The organism is Neisseria zoodegmatis (genome assembly GCF_900187305.1).
Taxonomy (GTDB): domain Bacteria; phylum Pseudomonadota; class Gammaproteobacteria; order Burkholderiales; family Neisseriaceae; genus Neisseria; species Neisseria zoodegmatis.
The window spans coordinates 1,914,253-1,933,666 of the sequence record NZ_LT906434.1; the positions used below are offsets into that span (position 1 = coordinate 1,914,253).

Genomic DNA, 19,414 nt, shown 5'->3' on the forward strand with positions numbered 1-19,414 from the left:
CTGCTTTACGGTAGAATAACATTTTACAACGCTCCTCAAAGAGCCGCTTTTCCATAAACCTCACGAGGCCGTCTGAAAGTATCCTCCATGACCGACATCACTTCATTCGCCAACCGCTTAGGCAAAAACATCAAGCACTATTTGAAATGGGCCAGACGCAACAACATCGAAGCATGGCGCATGTACGACCGCGACATTCCGCAATTTCCTTTTGCCATAGATATTTACGGCGACCAAATCCACTTACAGGAATACGATACAGGCTGGCTGATGCAGCCCGAAGAATACGAAGCATGGCTGGCGGAAGTATTGGAAGCGATTTCCTTCACCACCGGATTCAACGCGGAACACATCCACTTCAAACGTCGCGAACGCCAAAAAGGAACGCAGCAATACGAAAAAACCGGCAAGCAAAGCGAAGATTTTATCGTGCATGAAAACGGCAGGAAGTTTTGGGTCAATCTCGACAAATACCTCGACACTGGCCTCTTTCTTGACCACCGCAACACCCGCAAAAAAGTCGGCGACAGCGCACACGGCAAACGCTTTCTCAACCTCTTTTCCTACACCGGCAGCTTCACCGTTTACGCAGCCACAGGCGGCGCAAGCGCTAGCGAAACCGTTGATTTGTCCAACACATACCTAGATTGGGCGCGGCGCAACTTCGAGCTGAACCACATCGATACCGAAAAGCACCAAATCGTGCGTGCCGACGTTTTCCAATATCTTCAGACGGCCTCCAAAGAAGGCAAGCAGTTTGATCTGATCGTGATGGATCCGCCCAGCTTCTCCAACAGCAAAAAAATGCTTGAAATACTCGACATCCAGCGCGACCACGTTAGATTAATCGACGACGCCATGAAGCTGCTTTCTTCAGACGGCATCATGTATTTTTCCAACAACCTGCGCAGCTTTGAGCTAGACAAAAGCATTGAACAAAAATATGCCGTCAAAAACATTTCCAAACATTCCGTACCCGAAGATTTCCGCAACAAAAAAATCCACCAATGCTGGGAACTAAAACATAAGTAAAAGCAACTATCATTAATGCTATCGCCGCTTACCGAAAATTAATGCCGTCTGAAAGGAAAAACCATGCAAAAAGCATTAATTATGCTAAACATATTGATGCTCAACGCCTGCGTGTACACAGAAACACCCTACGGAAAAGCTGCCGTGATAGATTTACCCGTTCAAAACCAAACCGTTGTCCATAAAAACATCCACATCCACGCCCCACCCGGCTCGACCGTAATCTATCAAGAAGCGCAACCCATACAGCCCATCTACCGCCGTTAGCAACATTTTTCAGACGGCCTCCATACCGCATACTTGAGGCACAACGACATAAATAATAAACATTCAAAATCAACCTGCCTCAAGCAGCCTGCGTTCCCATTACCCATAACACCAAGAAAAGGAAAACTCATGAAACTATCCGGCCTTATCCTCCTCTCCACCCTCATCATCAGCGGCTGCGCAGCCACACCCGCCGCCAAAAACAAAGCCAAACTCCAAGCCTACGATTACCGCATCAAAACAGCCAACGGAAAATGTCTCCAACACAACACCACCAAACACACACTTTCCGCCGCCTCTTGCAGCAAACACGACACCCAACGCTTTGCCGTCGCTGGCAACGACATCCGAGTTAACGGCCTATGCCTCCAAGCCGCATCAGGCAAAACCAACAAAACACACACCGTAGCCGCCGCACAATGCACAGGCCAACCCAACCAAAACTGGTACCGCGACGGCCAAACCATCCGCAGCAGCCTCAACGGCTTATGTTTGGACGCCGCCAAATCCAACACACTGCGCCTCTCACGCTGCAACCACAGCCAAGCACAGCAATTCAGCTTCTCCCATTAACCGCACTTGCAGCCGGCAACAGCACAGCAACGCATATAAAGCTCTGTTGCCGGCACAACATTTTTCAGACGGCCTCAATATAAAAACCACATAAACCGCCATAAAATATCCCAATCCACCCCGTCTTGCCAAACCCGCAGCCAACCACTAAAGTACGCCATATTTCCCATTTTCAAAGGCAAGCTCCCCATGCTGTTCGTACTTTCCCCCGCCAAAAACCTAAACGAAAAAGACCCCTCCCCCACTTCCCAATACACCCAGCCCGAATTATTGACCGAAGCCGAAAAACTAATGGCCGAACTGCGTCCACTCTCACCACAACAACTGGCAGAACTGATGCACGTTTCCGACAAAATCGCCCTGCTCAACGCCGAACGCAACAGCGCGTGGCACACCCCGTTCACTCCCGAAAACGCCAAACAAGCCGTTTACATGTTTAACGGCGACGTATACGAAGGTTTGGATGCCGTGTCGCTAAACGAAACCGCCATCAGCTACCTGCAAAACCACGTACGCCTGCTCTCCGGCTTATACGGCGTCTTGCGCCCGCTCGACCTCATGCAGCCCTACCGTTTGGAAATGGGCACCCCGTTTGCCAACTCGCGCGGCAAAAACCTTTATGAATATTGGGGCGGCCGCATCGCCGACACCCTCAACCGCACCCTTGCCGAAACAGGCGACAACACCCTAATTAACCTCGCCTCACAAGAATATTTCAAAGCGGTCGACACCCAAAAACTCAACGCCCGCATCATCACCCCCGTGTTTAAAGACGAAAAAAACGGCCAATACAAAATCATCAGCTTCTACGCCAAACGCGCCCGCGGCCTGATGGTACGCTACGCCGCCGAACACGCCGTTACCGAGCCGGAACAGCTCAAAAACTTCGATTACGAAGGCTATGCTTTCAATGCTGCCACTTCCAATGAAAACGAATGGGTTTTTCTGCGAAAAGAACAATCCAAATAAAAACAAAAAACTAATCCGCAATATCAGCAAAACACTTGGCAATGCGGCAGATTTCCGATAATATCCCCGTCTTCAAGAAACGGAAGCGTGGCAGAGCGGTTTAATGCAACGGTCTTGAAAACCGTCGAGGGTTGATAGCCCTCCGTGAGTTCGAATCTCACCGCTTCCGCCAATCTTGGAACAAATAAAACCGGAGGTGTGGCAGAGCGGTTTAATGCAACGGTCTTGAAAACCGTCGAGGGTTGATAGCCCTCCGTGAGTTCGAATCTCACCGCCTCCGCCAAAATTCAAAACCCGCTGATTCATTCAGCGGGTTATTTTATTTGCACCCTTTTCCCAATCTAAGACTACCTAAACCGTCTTTATAATTTTTCAGACGGCCTCAACCACCATTCCGAACCTTCACACTCTCTTTTCCCCTAGCGCAATCATCAAAAATCAAGCATAATCGGCAGGCATTATGCGCACGGAAGAAGTGTTTAGAAAACGTAAATCAATCACAATATTTCCAACCGCAAAGAAAAAAAGACCCCACAGAACAGGAGACACCATGAGTCACATTAAAGTACCCGCAGAAGGCCAAAAAATCATTCCCGGCCAAGCGATTCCAAACAACCCGATTATCCCCTTTATCGAAGGCGACGGCATCGGCGTAGACATCACCCCCGTTATGAAAGACGTTATTGATGCAGCCGTTGAAAAAGCTTATGGTGGCGAGAAAAAAATCCATTGGATGGAAGTTTACGCAGGCGAAAAAGCAACCCGCGTATACGGCGACAACGTTTGGCTGCCCGAAGAAACTCTGGAAGCCCTGAAAGAATATTCCGTATCCATCAAAGGCCCGATGACCACACCCGTAGGTGGCGGCATCCGCTCATTAAACGTAGCCCTACGCCAAGAATTAGACTTATACCAATGCGTGCGCCCCGTGCGTTATTTCAACGGCGTACCTTCTCCGCTCAAAGACCCCAGCAAAACCGACATGGTGATTTTCCGTGAAAACACCGAAGACATTTACGCCGGTATCGAATGGGAAGCCGAAAGCGACAGCGCTAAAAAAATCATCAACTTCCTGCAAAACGAAATGGGCGTGAAAAAAATCCGCTTCCCTGAAACATCAGGCATCGGCATCAAACCCGTTTCCAAAGAAGGTACCACCCGTTTGGTACGCGCCGCCATCCAATACGCCATCGACAACGACCGTGACAGCGTAACATTGGTTCACAAAGGCAACATCATGAAGTTCACCGAAGGCGGTTTCCGTGACTGGGGCTATGAATTAGCGCAAAAAGAATTCGGCGCAGAACTGATTGACGGCGGCCCGTGGTGCAAATTCAAAAGCCCGAAAACCGGCAAAGAAATCATCGTGAAAGATGCCATTGCCGACGCTTTCCTCCAACAAATCGTATTGCGCCCCGCCGAATATGACGTAATCGCCACCCTAAACCTGAACGGCGACTACATTTCCGATGCCCTGGCCGCCCAAGTAGGCGGTATCGGTATCGCTCCCGGTGCAAACATTTCCGACAAATACGCCGTATTTGAAGCCACCCACGGCACTGCACCCAAATACGCCGGTCAAGACAAAGTAAACCCCGGTTCTTTGATTCTTTCCGCCGAAATGATGTTGCGCCACTTAGGTTGGTTTGAAGCGGCAGACTTAGTAATCGAAGCAATGGAAAAAGCCATCGGCGACAAGCAAGTTACCTACGATTTCGCCCGCCTGATGGACGGAGCAAACGAAGTGTCTTGCTCAGCCTTCGGCAAAGCCATGATCGAACGCATGTAATCTGTAAATGATAAAAACAAACCCACTACCGAAAGGCAGTGGGTTTTATTCAATGATACTTCAAGTAGTTAAAAATCATACCGCATTAAGCTATTGACAGTATCTTCGGAAACCTTTATATTTCCCACTTCTTTGAAACGGAGTAGTGGCTGAGAGGCTGAAGGCACACCCCTGCTAAGGGTGCATCTGGGCTAAAACCTGGATCGAGGGTTCGAATCCCTCCTACTCCGCCAAATTTTGTTATAACCGAATGAATATTGAAATAATAAATTCTTGGTTATATTTGTATCACCTAAAAGATAAAGCCAGTGATTAATCACTGGCTTTTCTTATTATATGTAAATATTCAATCGTCAATATATCGCTAACTTTAGATAGCTTCCGTAATAAACGAAATACTATTCTTGGCTTTGCGAAACCCAGCAGCACAACACTCTTACTGTTAGTATTAACATAACGAAATGACCAAACAAGTATTGCCAACAGATAGTACCAATCTGACGGAATGTAACAGTTTGGTTCTTCCATTAAGAGCCACATTACTCATTCTTAAATACAGCAACGAAAATCAGCCTCTCCCGGCAGCACAGTATCACGTTTCGACTACAACAAAGCCGAAAACCTTCTCACAAACTCTAATCCACTAAAACACACCACCTGGGCCGTTACAAAATAAGCCCCCCTATAACCCAAATTCAAACACAGTTATCGGCTATTGAGCAAAGAGCTATTCTTCAAAGATCTTGAACTGTCTAGTTTTACTCAAGATATTGGTGATGGTGGTGAGAAGCCATTGTTCGTTGTAGGTGTACCCGGTGCTGTGGCCGGCGGGGTCGGTAATTTGAATCAGGTTGCCGCGCCCGTCGTAGGCGTATTCGGTGATTCTGCCGGCGGGGTCGTTGACGGCAACCGGCAGGTTTAAAGTGTCGTGGTAATCGATTTGGGTGCGGCTGCCGTCGGGGGCGGTGATGCTGATCACGTTGCCGAAGGTGTCGTAACTAAAACGGGTTTCGCGGCCGAGTTCGTCGTGTTGAAGGGTAATCCGCCCCCAGTCGTCGCGTTCGCTATCGGTGCGGTGGCCGTCGGCATCGATGTGGTACACCATTTCGTTGTTGTCATCGAAACCGTAGATTTCGACGCGGCCAAGTACGTCGGTAACGCGGGTATGGCCTTGGCGGTAATCGAAATGCCATTCCCGTCCGCTGTTGTTGCTGCTCTTCAATACTTTGCCGTCGGTATCGTAACGGTCGTATTCGTAACGCGATACCAACCCGTCGGGCTGGTTGTGCTCGATCATGATGTGGTTGCGGTAGGCGAATCCGCGCAGACGTTTGCCGTCGCGGCCGTAAACCGCGGTCAAATCGCCGTAGCCGTCGTAGCCGTAACGCACCAGTTCGCGGCTGTTGAAGGTAACCGAGGTTAGGCGGTTGACGTAAAGATTGTCGTCTTTGCCGACAAATACGCCGTGTTCGGCAGCGGCATCGAATACTTCGTCGCTGTCGTTTAGGCGGATGGAGGAGAAATGTAATTGGAACTGCCTGCCGTTGCTGTCGTAAACGCTGTGCGGCAGTCCGTTGTCGCCGTAGCAAAGGCGGATGTGGTGATGGTTGCGGTCGAGTTGGGCAATCAGTTGGTAAACGCCGTCGCCTTCGTCGACTTCGGCGAACCATAAACGGGCACCGCCGTCGGCAGAGGCGATTTGGTAGAGGCCGTCTGAAATCTGCGAGAAATAGATTTGCTCGTAAGGATCGAAATAAGCCGATTCCAAACCGTAAGGATCTTCCTCCGCAGATTCAGGTAGCGGATCGGCATCTTCTGTATCCGAACCGTCTTCGTCATCGTCGGCATATTGCGGTTCGTCTTGCCCGTCGTCGATATCCGGCAGCGGAATTTCCCGGCCTTGTTCGTCAATGTAGAGGAAACCGTCCTGCGTCCGTTCCAACCGCATCGAAAACGGCAGCGACCAGCCCTGCCCCAGCCAGCCGTTGCCGGGTTGGTCGGAATAGTAGCTGCGCTGCCAGATTAGGGGGAGAGGGGAATCAAAGGCAAAATCGGTTTTGGTGAAAAAGATGCAACTTTAAAACCGCCACTAAAGAAACCAAATTGTTAAAGAGCAAAAAAAGCCGTCTGACAAGGTTATTGAATAAAACTTTCAGACAGTATTATTATTGTTTTGTTGGATTTCAGCTTAATAAAATGTCTGTCTGAAACTTTAATTTCCAAACTAGTTTTCAGACAGGCATTTGGTTCTCTGCCTAAGCAAATCTGATAAATCAAAAAGGAACAACGTGTGCATACCAAAGCACAGTACCTACTTATGAAATGGATGATATAGCTCAATTATTCCATAGGTTCAGCGGCTTCTTTATAACCAAGCTTGGATTGCTCGGATCTGTCGAAACTGACACTGTTAATTAACTTAAGGTAATAAAATAAATTTCTCCTCATTTTTGTATATGTCCACAAAATAAAATATCTTATTATCTCTTATTTCTTTTAAATAAATTAAATCTTCAATTTTGCTTAAATAAGAGATTGAAAAGTCATTGCAATTTATTCTTGCCAATTTAAATCCTACTACACAAAATCGCCTAATAAACAAAGGAATATACAGTATTTTATTTTCATACAAAAAAGGCCCGCCAAATAAGCACTCTTCCGAAAAAAGATTTTTATTAATTAACAACTTACCGACAACAGGGGAACCTTGATTAACTTCCATTAAATCCACATACTTTATTTCCAAATTATCTATAAAAATATGCTCTTTAAATTCAATAGGATTACCTAAAGAAACTGTTTTTAATATAGATTTCATTAACATTTCCCTCTTTTTTTTCGATTAATTTGTCTTGATTTTACATTTTTAACCTCTTCTGAATGCACAATGAACTGCAAAGAACCACCAGGATATCTCAATCCTTGCGGTCCAATGATGCCAAATTTTATTTTGGTTCCTTTCGGGATAACCCCTGAGTTATAATTAGTTAATGGATTCCATGACGGTAAAATTGCAGCAAATGTTCTATTTATAAAGCTATTTGTGCCTATTCTCAATCCCCAAAAATCACCACGACCTGAATGTAAATGTAAAACACCAAATCTTTGTACAGGAATATTGAAAGGTGCTCTAATTGTAAATCCCCTGAACAAGAAGCCATCAGAAGTAGTAATTTTAAATTTTTCAAAGATACTTTTAAGTCCTAATACATCAATCCAGTTCTGGATATTCGGTGCAAACGAATAAAAATTATCTCCACCCCACAACCCAATCGGATCCTGATTCACAAACCTACCCGTATCCGGCTCATAATAACGGAAAAAGTTGTAATGCAGCCCCGTCTCTTCATCGCAATACTGGTTTTGCAACCTGAACGGCTGATGAATGTTTTCATAAATGCGCTTTTCAGACGCAAGAGAACCCCAAGCCGAGTAGCTGCCGTACCACAGCAGATTGCCGTATTGGTCGGTCATCTCACGCGGGATGCCGATTTGGTCGTTGTGGAAATAGCTTAGGTATTGTCTGCCGTCTTTGGCGTTGTCGAAGATTTGCGCCAGCGGTTCGTAGCTGTCTTGGTCGGTGTAAACGTAGGTATAGCTGCCTTTGTAAGTATATTCCTGAAGCAGTCTCGTCCCGTCCCAAACGAAATGCGTCCGTTTCGGTGCGGTGCTCGTCCACGCCAATTTGTCTTTGCGCTCTTTGCTTAATCTGCGCCCGAACGGGTCGTAGGCGTATTCCCATATCTCGGTATTGCCTTTGGGCTTTTTAATCTCTGCGCGGATAAGTTGGTTTTCGCTGTCGTATTGGAACCACTGGCTTTCGCCGTCGGGCAGTTGGCGGTAAATCATGTTACCCAAGGCATCGTAGGTGTATTCGGTGCCGTTGTATGCTTCGAGGCGGTTGCCTTTGCCGATGTTGCGGCCTTTTGTCCGGCTGATGTGATGCCTGTCTGAAAGGTGTTCAGACAGGCCTTTGTCTTTGAGGCCGTCTGAAACCTTATCCGACAGGATATTGTGTGCGGGGTCGAAAGCGAACTTTTCGCTGTGGCCGCTCTGTTTGTTGACGGCGCTTTCTATCCGCCCGAGTTTGTCGTACGCGTAATCCAATACGCCGCTGCGTTGGTCGGCGGTTTGGATCAGGTTGCCGGCTTGGTCGTAGCGGTAGCTTCGGCGTACTGCGCCGCCGGTTGCGGCGTGTGTGTTTCGGAGGTTGCGGTTGCCGACGGTGCGTTGGTTTTTCAGACGGCCTTGGGGGTCGTAACCGTACAGGCTGTCTAATCCGCCCTGGCTTCTGCGGGTTTCCCGGTGCAGTGCGTCGCGTTCGATGTCGCTGGCAAGTTGAAATTGTTAAAGAACGGTAGCTCATCTGAAAAAGATTTTAGCTAGTTTTTTTCAGACGGCCTTGAAAGATAAAGATTAGCAAGACCCATATGCCTAAATACAATACAGGCTACAATTTATTATGGTAATTTTCTATGTTTAGGTTTAATGAAATCACTTATATCTAAATGATGGTCATTCATAAATGTATCTAATAAATTATCCAAAGAAACAAATTTGTAGCCATCCAAATTAGCAGTTTTTAAAACATCCATAAGCTCTATACTTACTATTAACACATTATGCAATATGGTGTCATTTAACTGAAATAAATCATATTTTGTATCTGTAAAGTTTATTTTAGAGGGTAATATAGTTCCCATCTCTCCTATTTGGAAAATAGATGTTTGTTCATCAAAAAATTGCTTTTTCTCAAATACGAAGAGTTTATACGATTTTTCCTCAGCTATAGCTTGGTCAGAAATGGCAACAGTCAAAGGAATAGATATATGAGGAGCAATTTTATATTTACTAATTAAGCTCCAACATTCTTTTGAAAAAATATGAGAAGAGGAATCAGAGTAATAATCAAAATTTACATTTTGTTTTTTCCATAAATTTAGATATATTTTTTCCTGATTAATCTGAAATATCTCTTTATTCATATCTACTGAATGAAACAGTTCATTTTTAGGATTCATCATTTCAGTAGAAAATAAGCCAAGGATTTTTCCTGGGCAGCTTTTACCTTCATAATCCACTAACATTGCATAAAAATTATCCATAACAAAAACCTCCTTAATAATTCACATAATTACTAAACTAATTCATTCTATTTCTCTGATTGCCACATGTAAGATGGGGAACATTCCCTGCCCAAATTCGCCTTCTTAACTCAATTTGAAGTTTTCGGACAGCTCTTCTTTTATCTTTATCAGACATCTTGGATTGCTCTATAGCATTTAACCGTTGCCTTACCATATCGCTATAATTTGGATGATTGGAACTATGATAAACTCTCATACCTTTCCCTGCTCCATCCAAATAAGCAGCTCTACTGCCGGGTATCAATAAGCCATTACTAGCCCGATCTCGTTGATCCTGAAGTCCGATGCTATCTAAGAAATTTTTCTTTTCTGCCCAAATTTCTACTGGAATTAAATGGTGCGCAGAAAGTCTATCTCCTACTTTCCCTCCAAGTGCTCTATCTAAAATACTACTTGGAGATAATCCTAAAATATCAATCCATCTTTGCGTATTAGGCGCAAAAAAATACAGGTTCTCCCCACCAACCAAACCTATTGGGTCTTGATTGGTAAAACGTCCTGTCTCTGCTTCGTAGTAACGGAAGAAGTTATAGTGAAGCCCCGTTTCAGCATCAAAATACTGGTTTTGCAACCTGAACGGCTGATGAATGTTTTCATAGATGCGCTTTTCAGACGCGATAGAACCCCAAGCCGAGTAACTGCCATACCACAGTAAATTACCGTGAATGTCGGTCATCTCATGAGGTGTGCCAATCTGATTGTTGTGGAAATAAAAAAGATATTGTTGTTGGTCTTTGTGGTTATCAAAGACTTGGGCTAAGGGTTCGTAAGAATCTTGGTCGGTGTAAACGTAGGTATAGCTGCCCTTATGGCTATACTCCTGAAGCAGTCTTGTTCCGTCCCAAACGAAATGCGTCCGTTTCGGCGCGGTGCTCGTCCACGCCAATTTGTCTTTGCGCTCTTTGCTCAGTCTGCGCCCGAACGGATCATAAGCGTATTCCCATATCTCGGTATTGCCTTTGGGCTTTTTAATCTCTGCGCGGATAAGTTGGTTTTCGCTGTCGTATTGGAACAACTGGCTTTCACCGTTGGACAGCTGGCGGTAAATCATATTGCCCAAGGCATCGTAGGTGTATTCGGTGCCGTTGTATGCTTCGAGGCGGTTGCCTTTGCCGATGTTGCGGCCTTTCAGATGGCCTGTGTGATGCCTGTCTGAAAGGTGTTCAGACAGGCCTTGGGTGTCTTTGAGGCCGTCTGAAACCTTATCCGACAGGATATTGTGTGCGGGGTCGAAGGCGAACTTTTCGCTGCTGCCGGTTTGTTTGTTGACGGCGCTTTCAATCCGCCCGAGTTTGTCGTACACGTAATCCAATACGCCGCTGCGTTGGTCGGCGGTTTGAATCAGGTTGCCGGCTTTGTCGTAGCGGTAGCTTCGGCGCACTGCGCCGCCGACCAGGGTATTGAGTTTGCCGTTGTGCTGCAACGTCCGGTTGGCGGTGGCGGTTTGGTGTTTCAGACGGCCCATCGGGTCGTAGTCGTAGCGGCTGGTTAAGGCGCCTTGGGTTCTTTGGATTTCCTGATGCAGTCGGTCGCGTTCGATGTCGCTGATGGTTTCGCCGTCGAGGTTGATTTGGTGCAGGTGGCCGCTGCCGTAGTAGAGGTAGTTGATGCTGCGGCCGTCGGGGAGAACGGTTTGAATGCGGTTGCCGAGCGGGTCGTAGGCGTAGCCGACGCTGGCGCTTTGGCCGTTGTGGACGGTGGTTTCGCTGACGAGCCGGTCGAGTACGTCGTAAACGAGTTCGACGCTGCTGTGGCGGTTGCGGGCTTTAACCAGATTGCCGGTCAGCGGGTCGTAGTCGAAGCGGGTGCGGCTGTAATGTTTGCCCTCTTCGGCGGGAACGGGGGTGCCGTCGATGCGGCGGCTGGTTTTTTCTACAAGCTGGCCTAGGATATTGCGTTTGAAGCGGTGGATGTGCCAAATCTCGGGGCGGTCGGCTTTGGGGCCGTCTGAAAGGCCGTATTCGGTTTGTTCGCTCAGTTGGCCGGCGGCATCGTAGGCGTAGCCGGTGATTTTGCCCTCCCAGCCGGTTTCTTGAATCAGGTTGTCGGTGTTGTCGTAATCGAGGCGGTAGCTGTCGCCGTTTTCGTTGGTAAGGACGGTTAATCTGCGAGCTTGGTCGTAACGGTAGCCGAAGCTATGGCCGAGGGCGTTGGTGCGTTTGACCGGTAAGCCGTCCACCGCCAGTTCGTATTCGGTTTTGGCACCGAGGCCGTCGATATGGGCAATCAGACGGTTGATGCGGTCGTATTCGAAACTTTCGCTGCTGCCGTCGGGGTAGTCGCTGCGGATGTGGTTGCCGGCTGCGTCGTAATGATGGCGGGTGGTATGGCCGAGGGCATCGGTAACGGTTTCTAAGTCGCCGTATTCGGTGTAGCTGAAACGGGTGGATTGGCCTGAGCAATCGGTATAGCGGATCAGTCGGCCGTCTGAATCGTATTCTAGCTGTTTGGTTTTGCCCAGTGCGTCGGTAATGGCGGCGGGCAGCCATTGTTCGTTGTAGGTGTACCCGGTGCTGTGGCCGGCGGGGTCGGTAATTTGAATCAGGTTGCCGCGCCCGTCGTAGGCGTATTCGGTGATTCTGCCGGCGGGGTCGTTGACGGCAACCGGCAGGTTTAAAGTGTCGTGGTAGTCGATTTGGGTGCGGCTGCCGTCGGGGGCGGTGATGCTGATCACGTTGCCGAAGGTGTCGTAGCCGAAACGGGTTTCGCGGCCGAGTTCGTCGCGTTGAAGGGTAACCCGCCCCCAGTCGTCACGTTCGCTATCGGTACGGTGGCCGGCGGCATCGATGTGGTAAATTTCTTCGTAGTTCTCGTCGAAACCGTAAATTTCTTCCCTGCCCAATGCGTCGGTAACGCGGGTGTAGCCCTCGCGGTAGTCGAACGTCCATGCTTCGCCGAGATTGGTATGGCTGTTGAGCACTTTGCCGTCGGTGTCGTAACGGTCGTATTCGTAACGCGATACCAACCCGTCGGGCTGGTTGTGCTCGATCATGATGTGGTTGCGGTAGGCGAAACCGCGCAGACGTTTGCCGTCGCGGCCGTAAACGGCGGTCAAATCGCCGTAGCCGTCGTAGCCGTAGCGCACCAGTTCGCGGCTGTTGAAGGTAACCGAGGTTAGGCGGTTGACGTAAAGATTGTCGTCTTTGCCGACAAATACGCCGTGTTCGGCAGCGGCATCGAATACTTCGTCGCTGTCGTTTAGGCGGATGGAGGAGAAATGTAATTGGAACTGCCTGCCGTTGCTGTCGTAAACGCTGTGCGGTAGTCCGTTGTCACCGTAGCAAAGGCGGATGTGGTGATGGTTGCGGTTGAGTTGGGCGATGAGCTGGTAAATGCCGTCGCCCTCGTCGACTTCGGCGAACCATAAACGGGCACCGCCGTCAGGTGAGGCGATTTGGTAGAGGCCGTCTGAAACTTGTGAAAAATAGATTTGCTCTTCGTGGTCGAAATAGGCATCTTCCAAACCGTAGGGGTCTTCTTCCGCAGGGTCGGCAATGGGGTCGGCCTCTTCTGTGTCGAAGTCGTCTTCATTATCGGCATATTGCGGTTCGTCTTGCTCGTCGTCGATATCCGGCAGCGGAATTTCCCGGCCTTGTTCGTCAATGTAGAGGAAACCGTCTTCCACCCGTTCCAACCGCATCGAAAACGGCAGCGACCAGCCCTGCCCCAACCAGCCGTTGCCGGGTTGGTCGGAATAGTAGCTGCGCTGCCAGATTAGGGGGAGAGGGGAATCGAAAACAAAGTCGGTTTCTTCGGGAAGGACTTTAATACCCAGTATGGCATTCACCGGACGACCGACTGCACCGCCCTTGCCACCGCCTTTACACGGACAACCTCCCGAACCGGCTCCCCTTCCTCCTGCAGGTCTGCCTTTACGCCCCCTGCCTTTTTTACCTTTCCCCTGAGTAACCAGCCCGCCGTTAAATCCCATTCCACCGCCGCCACTGAACCCTTTAACGGTCTTTTTAGTAGGCGGCTTCGGCCCCGGCACACCGGGAATCATCGAGGCTAAGGAAATCACGGTAGAAGCCACATCAACGGCTGCGGATACGGCAGAGTCGGGGGAAACAATCGATAAAGCGGTAGAAGCGACATCGGCCACCATCTCAATCACATCAACGGGGCCGGCGGCATTGGTCAGCGGTTCGGGCGGATTGGCGGAGCCTTGGGATACCATGGCCGGCGCGGAAGGCTGGGGAATGAGAATGCCTATGGTGTTGCCGAAAGATGCCATGACGGTTCGGGGTTAAGCAAAGGTTGGTTAAAACGGCAAAGGGGGTAGGCCGTCTGGAAAAATAAAAAACAAGGGGGATTATAACGGAATTATCGGGCGCGTGGTTTCAGACGGCCTTGGGTGGTTTAGGCCGTCTGAAAAGGTTTGACTAAATTTAAAATTTTTATTGGGTTTACCAACAGAAAGGTTTTGTTAGGTTTGGTAATCCAATCTTGTTTATTATCTAAGTAATTCAGATATATTATTAATAATATCTTCAATATAAGGTACGCAAATGATTTTAGAATTAAAAGTATCACCATTTTCGAGATGGCAGGTAAGTTGCTTACCAGAAAATTGAAAATCACTAACTTTATCTCTTTTCCACGGCTTGTCAGGCTCAAAAACAATTAGATAATACGTTTCCTTTTCTTTAAAAAGGGAAATTGAAAATACCAAATCTCCATTATCATCATCTCTGTACAAATCGAAACTTTCTAAATCATTTTTCTTAAAAACAAATTTAAATTTATCATCTTTGTTACAATATTCATTGAAATATCTAAAATTTCCAATAATTTCCTTGAATAAGTATTTATTTATATCCAAATCACTCTTAACAACAATCCAATCGTCAGAATTCAAATGTACTTCCAAAGTATCATTTGAGGGAGAAGCAATATTTAGTACAGTAAATTTCTCATCATCAGGGTTGGGGTTTTCAACATACAAAGTATCCCTTTCACATATAAAAGGCAATTCACAAGTTATATTTAAATAACCTACTTTAGGGTCGTATTCAAATGAACTTTCATCTATATAAATTATTTCTTTCATAATCATTATTTGCATTTACCATGTTTGTTATACTTATGAAGAACTGCCCAAGCTGCATCTGAGCGCATTCGGTCAGTTCCAGACATATTGCGGACATCTCTCAATTCTTTACGCACATTGTCAAAATCTGAGGCATCAATTTTTATCGTTCCCAAAACTTCATTTCCTCTGGTTTCAGGGAAAGACACACTTGTTGCTCCACCGCTTTTCAAAATATCAAAAATACCAGCACGGCAATTTGTACACATACCAACAGGCCTTGGGTCGCTAGAACGGAATTCACCCATAATATTACTAATCTGTATATCCTGCCCGGTTAACAACCCTCTTCGGGAAAAATCATTTAAACCATTAATTTCTGCATGACCAGTTTTTGAACTATGGTAAGTTTTACTAAACCCACCAGCCGAAATTGTGGCACTTGCACCATTCATATCTCCCCAAAGACCCAATCTGTCTATCCACATTTGGGTATTCGGTGCAAATCGATATAAATTCTCTCCACCGATTAACCCAATCGGGTCTTGGTTGATAAACCTGCCTGTATCAGGCTCGTAATACCGCATCAGGTTGTAATGCAGCCCCGTCTCTTCATCAAAATACTGGTTTTGCAACCTGAACGGCTGATGAATGTTTTCATAGATGCGCTTTTCAGACGCGATAGAACCCCAAGCCGAGTAACTGCCATACCACAGTAAATTACCGTGAATGTCGGTCATCTCATGAGGTGTGCCAATCTGATTGTTGTGGAAATAAAAAAGATATTGTTGTTGGTCTTTGTGGTTATCAAAGACTTGGGCTAAGGGTTCGTAAGAATCTTGGTCGGTGTAAACGTAGGTATAGCTGCCCTTATGGCTATACTCCTGAAGCAGTCTTGTTCCGTCCCAAACGAAATGCGTCCGTTTCGGCGCGGTGCTCGTCCACGCCAATTTGTCTTTGCGCTCTTTGCTCAGTCTGCGCCCGAACGGATCATAAGCGTATTCCCATATCTCGGTATTGCCTTTGGGCTTTTTAATCTCTGCGCGGATAAGTTGGTTTTCGCTGTCGTATTGGAACAACTGGCTTTCACCGTTGGACAGCTGGCGGTAAATCATATTGCCCAAGGCATCGTAGGTGTATTCGGTGCCGTTGTATGCTTCGAGGCGGTTGCCTTTGCCGATGTTGCGGCCTTTCAGATGGCCTGTGTGATGCCTGTCTGAAAGGTGTTCAGACAGGCCTTGGGTGTCTTTGAGGCCGTCTGAAACCTTATCCGACAGGATATTGTGTGCGGGGTCGAAGGCGAACTTTTCGCTGCTGCCGGTTTGTTTGTTGACGGCGCTTTCAATCCGCCCGAGTTTGTCGTACACGTAATCCAATACGCCGCTGCGTTGGTCGGCGGTTTGAATCAGGTTGCCGGCTTTGTCGTAGCGGTAGCTTCGGCGCACTGCGCCGCCGACCAGGGTATTGAGTTTGCCGTTGTGCTGCAACGTCCGGTTGGCGGTGGCGGTTTGGTGTTTCAGACGGCCCATCGGGTCGTAGTCGTAGCGGCTGGTTAAGGCGCCTTGGGTTCTTTGGATTTCCTGATGCAGTCGGTCGCGTTCGATGTCGCTGATGGTTTCGCCGTCGAGGTTGATTTGGTGCAGGTGGCCGCTGCCGTAGTAGAGGTAGTTGATGCTGCGGCCGTCGGGGAGAACGGTTTGAATGCGGTTGCCGAGCGGGTCGTAGGCGTAGCCGACGCTGGCGCTTTGGCCGTTGTGGACGGTGGTTTCGCTGACGAGCCGGTCGAGTACGTCGTAAACGAGTTCGACGCTGCTGTGGCGGTTGCGGGCTTTAACCAGATTGCCGGTCAGCGGGTCGTAGTCGAAGCGGGTGCGGCTGTAATGTTTGCCCTCTTCGGCGGGAACGGGGGTGCCGTCGATGCGGCGGCTGGTTTTTTCTACAAGCTGGCCTAGGATATTGCGTTTGAAGCGGTGGATGTGCCAAATCTCGGGGCGGTCGGCTTTGGGGCCGTCTGAAAGGCCGTATTCGGTTTGTTCGCTCAGTTGGCCGGCGGCATCGTAGGCGTAGCCGGTGATTTTGCCCTCCCAGCCGGTTTCTTGAATCAGGTTGTCGGTGTTGTCGTAATCGAGGCGGTAGCTGTCGCCGTTTTCGTTGGTAAGGACGGTTAATCTGCGAGCTTGGTCGTAACGGTAGCCGAAGCTATGGCCGAGGGCGTTGGTGCGTTTGACCGGTAAGCCGTCCACCGCCAGTTCGTATTCGGTTTTGGCACCGAGGCCGTCGATATGGGCAATCAGACGGTTGATGCGGTCGTATTCGAAACTTTCGCTGCTGCCGTCGGGGTAGTCGCTGCGGATGTGGTTGCCGGCTGCGTCGTAATGATGGCGGGTGGTATGGCCGAGGGCATCGGTAACGGTTTCTAAGTCGCCGTATTCGGTGTAGCTGAAACGGGTGGATTGGCCTGAGCAATCGGTATAGCGGATCAGTCGGCCGTCTGAATCGTATTCTAGCTGTTTGGTTTTGCCCAGTGCGTCGGTAATGGCGGCGGGCAGCCATTGTTCGTTGTAGGTGTACCCGGTGCTGTGGCCGGCGGGGTCGGTAATTTGAATCAGGTTGCCGCGCCCGTCGTAGGCGTATTCGGTGATTCTGCCGGCGGGGTCGTTGACGGCAACCGGCAGGTTTAAAGTGTCGTGGTAGTCGATTTGGGTGCGGCTGCCGTCGGGGGCGGTGATGCTGATCACGTTGCCGAAGGTGTCGTAGCCGAAACGGGTTTCGCGGCCGAGTTCGTCGCGTTGAAGGGTAACCCGCCCCCAGTCGTCACGTTCGCTATCGGTACGGTGGCCGGCGGCATCGATGTGGTAAATTTCTTCGTAGTTCTCGTCGAAACCGTAAATTTCTTCCCTGCCCAATGCGTCGGTAACGCGGGTGTAGCCCTCGCGGTAGTCGAACGTCCATGCTTCGCCGAGATTGGTATGGCTGTTGAGCACTTTGCCGTCGGTGTCGTAACGGTCGTATTCGTAACGCGATACCAACCCGTCGGGCTGGTTGTGCTCGATCATGATGTGGTTGCGGTAGGCGAAACCGCGCAGACGTTTGCCGTCGCGGCCGTAAACGGCGGTCAAATCGCCGTAGCCGTCGTAGCCGTAGCGCACCAGTTCGCGGCTGTTGAAGGTAACCGAGGTTAGGCGGTTGACGTAAAGATTGTCGTCTTTGCCGACAAATACGCCGTGTTCGGCAGCGGCATCGAATACTTCGTCGCTGTCGTTTAGGCGGATGGAGGAGAAATGTAATTGGAACTGCCTGCCGTTGCTGTCGTAAACGCTGTGCGGTAGTCCGTTGTCACCGTAGCAAAGGCGGATGTGGTGATGGTTGCGGTTGAGTTGGGCGATGAGCTGGTAAATGCCGTCGCCCTCGTCGACTTCGGCGAACCATAAACGGGCACCGCCGTCAGGTGAGGCGATTTGGTAGAGGCCGTCTGAAACTTGTGAAAAATAGATTTGCTCTTCGTGGTCGAAATAGGCATCTTCCAAACCGTAGGGGTCTTCTTCCGCAGGGTCGGCAATGGGGTCGGCCTCTTCTGTGTCGAAGTCGTCTTCATTATCGGCATATTGCGGTTCGTCTTGCTCGTCGTCGATATCCGGCAGCGGAATTTCCCGGCCTTGTTCGTCAATGTAGAGGAAACCGTCTTCCACCCGTTCCAACCGCATCGAAAACGGCAGCGACCAGCCCTGCCCCAACCAGCCGTTGCCGGGTTGGTCGGAATAGTAGCTGCGCTGCCAGATTAGGGGGAGAGGGGAATCGAAAACAAAGTCGGTTTCTTCGGGAAGGACTTTAATACCCAGTATGGCATTCACCGGACGACCGACTGCACCGCCCTTGCCACCGCCTTTACACGGACAACCTCCCGAACCGGCTCCCCTTCCTCCTGCAGGTCTGCCTTTACGCCCCCTGCCTTTTTTACCTTTCCCCTGAGTAACCAGCCCGCCGTTAAATCCCATTCCACCGCCGCCACTGAACCCTTTAACGGTCTTTTTAGTAGGCGGCTTCGGCCCCGGCACACCGGGAATCATCGAGGCTAAGGAAATCACGGTAGAAGCCACATCAACGGCTGCGGATACGGCAGAGTCGGGGGAAACAATCGATAAAGCGGTAGAAGCGACATCGGCCACCATCTCAATCACATCAACGGGGCCGGCGGCATTGGTCAGCGGTTCGGGCGGATTGGCGGAGCCTTGGGATACCATGGCCGGCGCGGAAGGCTGGGGAATGAGAATGCCTATGGTGTTGCCGAAAGATGCCATGAGATTACTCCGTCAAAATTCTGTTGTTTTTAAAATTAAAAATAGAGCGCCCGCAGGTTTCTGAAGTAAATTTTAAATCGCTTCTGCTCATTTGAAAATGCCGCTTTGCATTTCAAGAGGCCAAAAGTAATCTTAAGTCAGACAACAGAACTTAATATTTGTTCCTTTCAATAAGAATAACTTAGGTAAATGGTTAGGCCGTCTGAAAATAAATAGTGTTAATGCACCAATCAAAATTATGGTAAAGTAGCCGAAAAATTCAAAATAAAAATATCCGTAGGGGAATAATCGTCATTTCATCCATATTGTT

11 protein-coding genes, 3 tRNA genes and 2 pseudogenes are annotated in these 19,414 nt (G+C 48.9%); 8 read left to right on the top strand and 8 right to left on the bottom strand.

Annotated elements, in window-relative coordinates:
- The first annotated feature begins 87 nt into the window (after nucleotides 1–87).
- The 8 genes from CKV66_RS09010 (at nucleotide 88) to CKV66_RS09045 (ending at nucleotide 4,863) form a co-directional block, all read left to right on the top strand.
- Entirely contained in the window at nucleotides 88–1,032 is a 945-nt protein-coding gene (locus CKV66_RS09010) for a class I SAM-dependent methyltransferase (protein ID WP_085363094.1), read from the top strand.
- A gap of 63 nt (nucleotides 1,033–1,095) precedes the next feature.
- Nucleotides 1,096–1,299 (top strand): methionine-binding protein, encoded by a 204-nt coding sequence (locus CKV66_RS09015; protein WP_085363095.1) that lies wholly within the window; start codon nucleotides 1,096–1,098, stop codon nucleotides 1,297–1,299.
- Between the two features lie 129 nt (nucleotides 1,300–1,428).
- A complete protein-coding gene (locus tag CKV66_RS09020) occupies nucleotides 1,429–1,872 on the top strand; it encodes a ricin-type beta-trefoil lectin domain protein (RefSeq protein ID WP_085363096.1) in 444 nt (147 codons plus the stop codon).
- 189 nt (nucleotides 1,873–2,061) lie between these two features.
- A complete protein-coding gene (gene yaaA, locus CKV66_RS09025) occupies nucleotides 2,062–2,841 on the top strand; it encodes a peroxide stress protein YaaA (protein ID WP_085363097.1) in 780 nt (259 codons plus the stop codon).
- 81 nt (nucleotides 2,842–2,922) lie between these two features.
- Nucleotides 2,923–3,013: transfer RNA gene (locus CKV66_RS09030), tRNA-Ser, on the top strand.
- Nucleotides 3,014–3,033: 20 nt separating this feature from the next.
- Nucleotides 3,034–3,124, top strand: a tRNA-Ser gene (locus CKV66_RS09035).
- Nucleotides 3,125–3,391: 267 nt separating this feature from the next.
- On the top strand, nucleotides 3,392–4,630 hold the full coding sequence (gene icd, locus CKV66_RS09040) for an NADP-dependent isocitrate dehydrogenase (protein WP_085363098.1): 1,239 nt from the start codon (nucleotides 3,392–3,394) through the stop codon (nucleotides 4,628–4,630).
- 139 nt (nucleotides 4,631–4,769) lie between these two features.
- Nucleotides 4,770–4,863: transfer RNA gene (locus CKV66_RS09045), tRNA-Ser, on the top strand.
- 494 nt (nucleotides 4,864–5,357) lie between these two features.
- On the opposite strand, the gene CKV66_RS12615 is transcribed toward CKV66_RS09045, so the two are convergent.
- From CKV66_RS12615 to CKV66_RS12895, 8 genes and pseudogenes are all read right to left on the bottom strand, one after another.
- On the bottom strand, nucleotides 5,358–6,701 hold the full coding sequence (locus tag CKV66_RS12615; protein WP_331716172.1) for a DUF6531 domain-containing protein: 1,344 nt from the start codon (nucleotides 6,699–6,701) through the stop codon (nucleotides 5,358–5,360).
- 348 nt (nucleotides 6,702–7,049) lie between these two features.
- On the bottom strand, nucleotides 7,050–7,448 hold the full coding sequence (locus CKV66_RS09055) for a hypothetical protein (RefSeq protein WP_085363109.1): 399 nt from the start codon (nucleotides 7,446–7,448) through the stop codon (nucleotides 7,050–7,052).
- Between the two features lie 380 nt (nucleotides 7,449–7,828).
- Nucleotides 7,829–8,872: pseudogene (locus CKV66_RS12890) on the bottom strand (RHS repeat domain-containing protein); the annotation flags it as partial.
- Nucleotides 8,873–9,090: 218 nt separating this feature from the next.
- Nucleotides 9,091–9,735, bottom strand: a complete 645-nt coding sequence (locus CKV66_RS09065) for an Imm43 family immunity protein (RefSeq protein WP_095197873.1) — start codon at nucleotides 9,733–9,735, stop codon at nucleotides 9,091–9,093.
- 37 nt (nucleotides 9,736–9,772) lie between these two features.
- Entirely contained in the window at nucleotides 9,773–14,011 is a 4,239-nt protein-coding gene (locus CKV66_RS09070; protein WP_095197874.1) for a DUF6531 domain-containing protein, read from the bottom strand.
- A gap of 219 nt (nucleotides 14,012–14,230) precedes the next feature.
- Nucleotides 14,231–14,833: a hypothetical protein gene (locus CKV66_RS09075; RefSeq protein WP_085364561.1), complete on the bottom strand. Its 603-nt coding sequence runs from the start codon at nucleotides 14,831–14,833 to the stop codon at nucleotides 14,231–14,233.
- Nucleotides 14,833–16,335 carry an RHS repeat domain-containing protein gene (locus CKV66_RS12630; RefSeq protein WP_231990547.1) on the bottom strand — a complete coding sequence of 501 codons (1,503 nt, stop codon included), beginning with the start codon at nucleotides 16,333–16,335 and terminating at the stop codon, nucleotides 14,833–14,835. The genes CKV66_RS09075 and CKV66_RS12630 overlap by 1 nt, the downstream gene beginning before the upstream one ends.
- A gap of 2,172 nt (nucleotides 16,336–18,507) precedes the next feature.
- Nucleotides 18,508–19,104, bottom strand: a pseudogene (locus CKV66_RS12895) (DUF6531 domain-containing protein); the annotation flags it as partial.
- Between the last annotated feature and the right edge of the window lie 310 nt (nucleotides 19,105–19,414).

Bases quoted from the DNA above. Each gene is read 5' to 3' on its own strand.
- CKV66_RS12630 (WP_231990547.1), bottom strand. From the start codon at position 16,335: ATGGGCCGTCTGAAACACCAAACCGCCACCGCCAACCGGACGTTGCAG.
- CKV66_RS09065 (WP_095197873.1), bottom strand. From the start codon at position 9,735: ATGGATAATTTTTATGCAATGTTAGTGGATTATGAAGGTAAAAGCTGC.
- CKV66_RS09055 (WP_085363109.1), bottom strand. From the start codon at position 7,448: ATGAAATCTATATTAAAAACAGTTTCTTTAGGTAATCCTATTGAATTT.
- CKV66_RS09070 (WP_095197874.1), bottom strand. From the start codon at position 14,011: ATGGCATCTTTCGGCAACACCATAGGCATTCTCATTCCCCAGCCTTCC.
- CKV66_RS09015 (WP_085363095.1), top strand. From the start codon at position 1,096: ATGCAAAAAGCATTAATTATGCTAAACATATTGATGCTCAACGCCTGC.
- yaaA (WP_085363097.1), top strand. From the start codon at position 2,062: ATGCTGTTCGTACTTTCCCCCGCCAAAAACCTAAACGAAAAAGACCCC.
- icd (WP_085363098.1), top strand. From the start codon at position 3,392: ATGAGTCACATTAAAGTACCCGCAGAAGGCCAAAAAATCATTCCCGGC.
- CKV66_RS09020 (WP_085363096.1), top strand. From the start codon at position 1,429: ATGAAACTATCCGGCCTTATCCTCCTCTCCACCCTCATCATCAGCGGC.
- CKV66_RS09075 (WP_085364561.1), bottom strand. From the start codon at position 14,833: ATGATTATGAAAGAAATAATTTATATAGATGAAAGTTCATTTGAATAC.
- CKV66_RS09010 (WP_085363094.1), top strand. From the start codon at position 88: ATGACCGACATCACTTCATTCGCCAACCGCTTAGGCAAAAACATCAAG.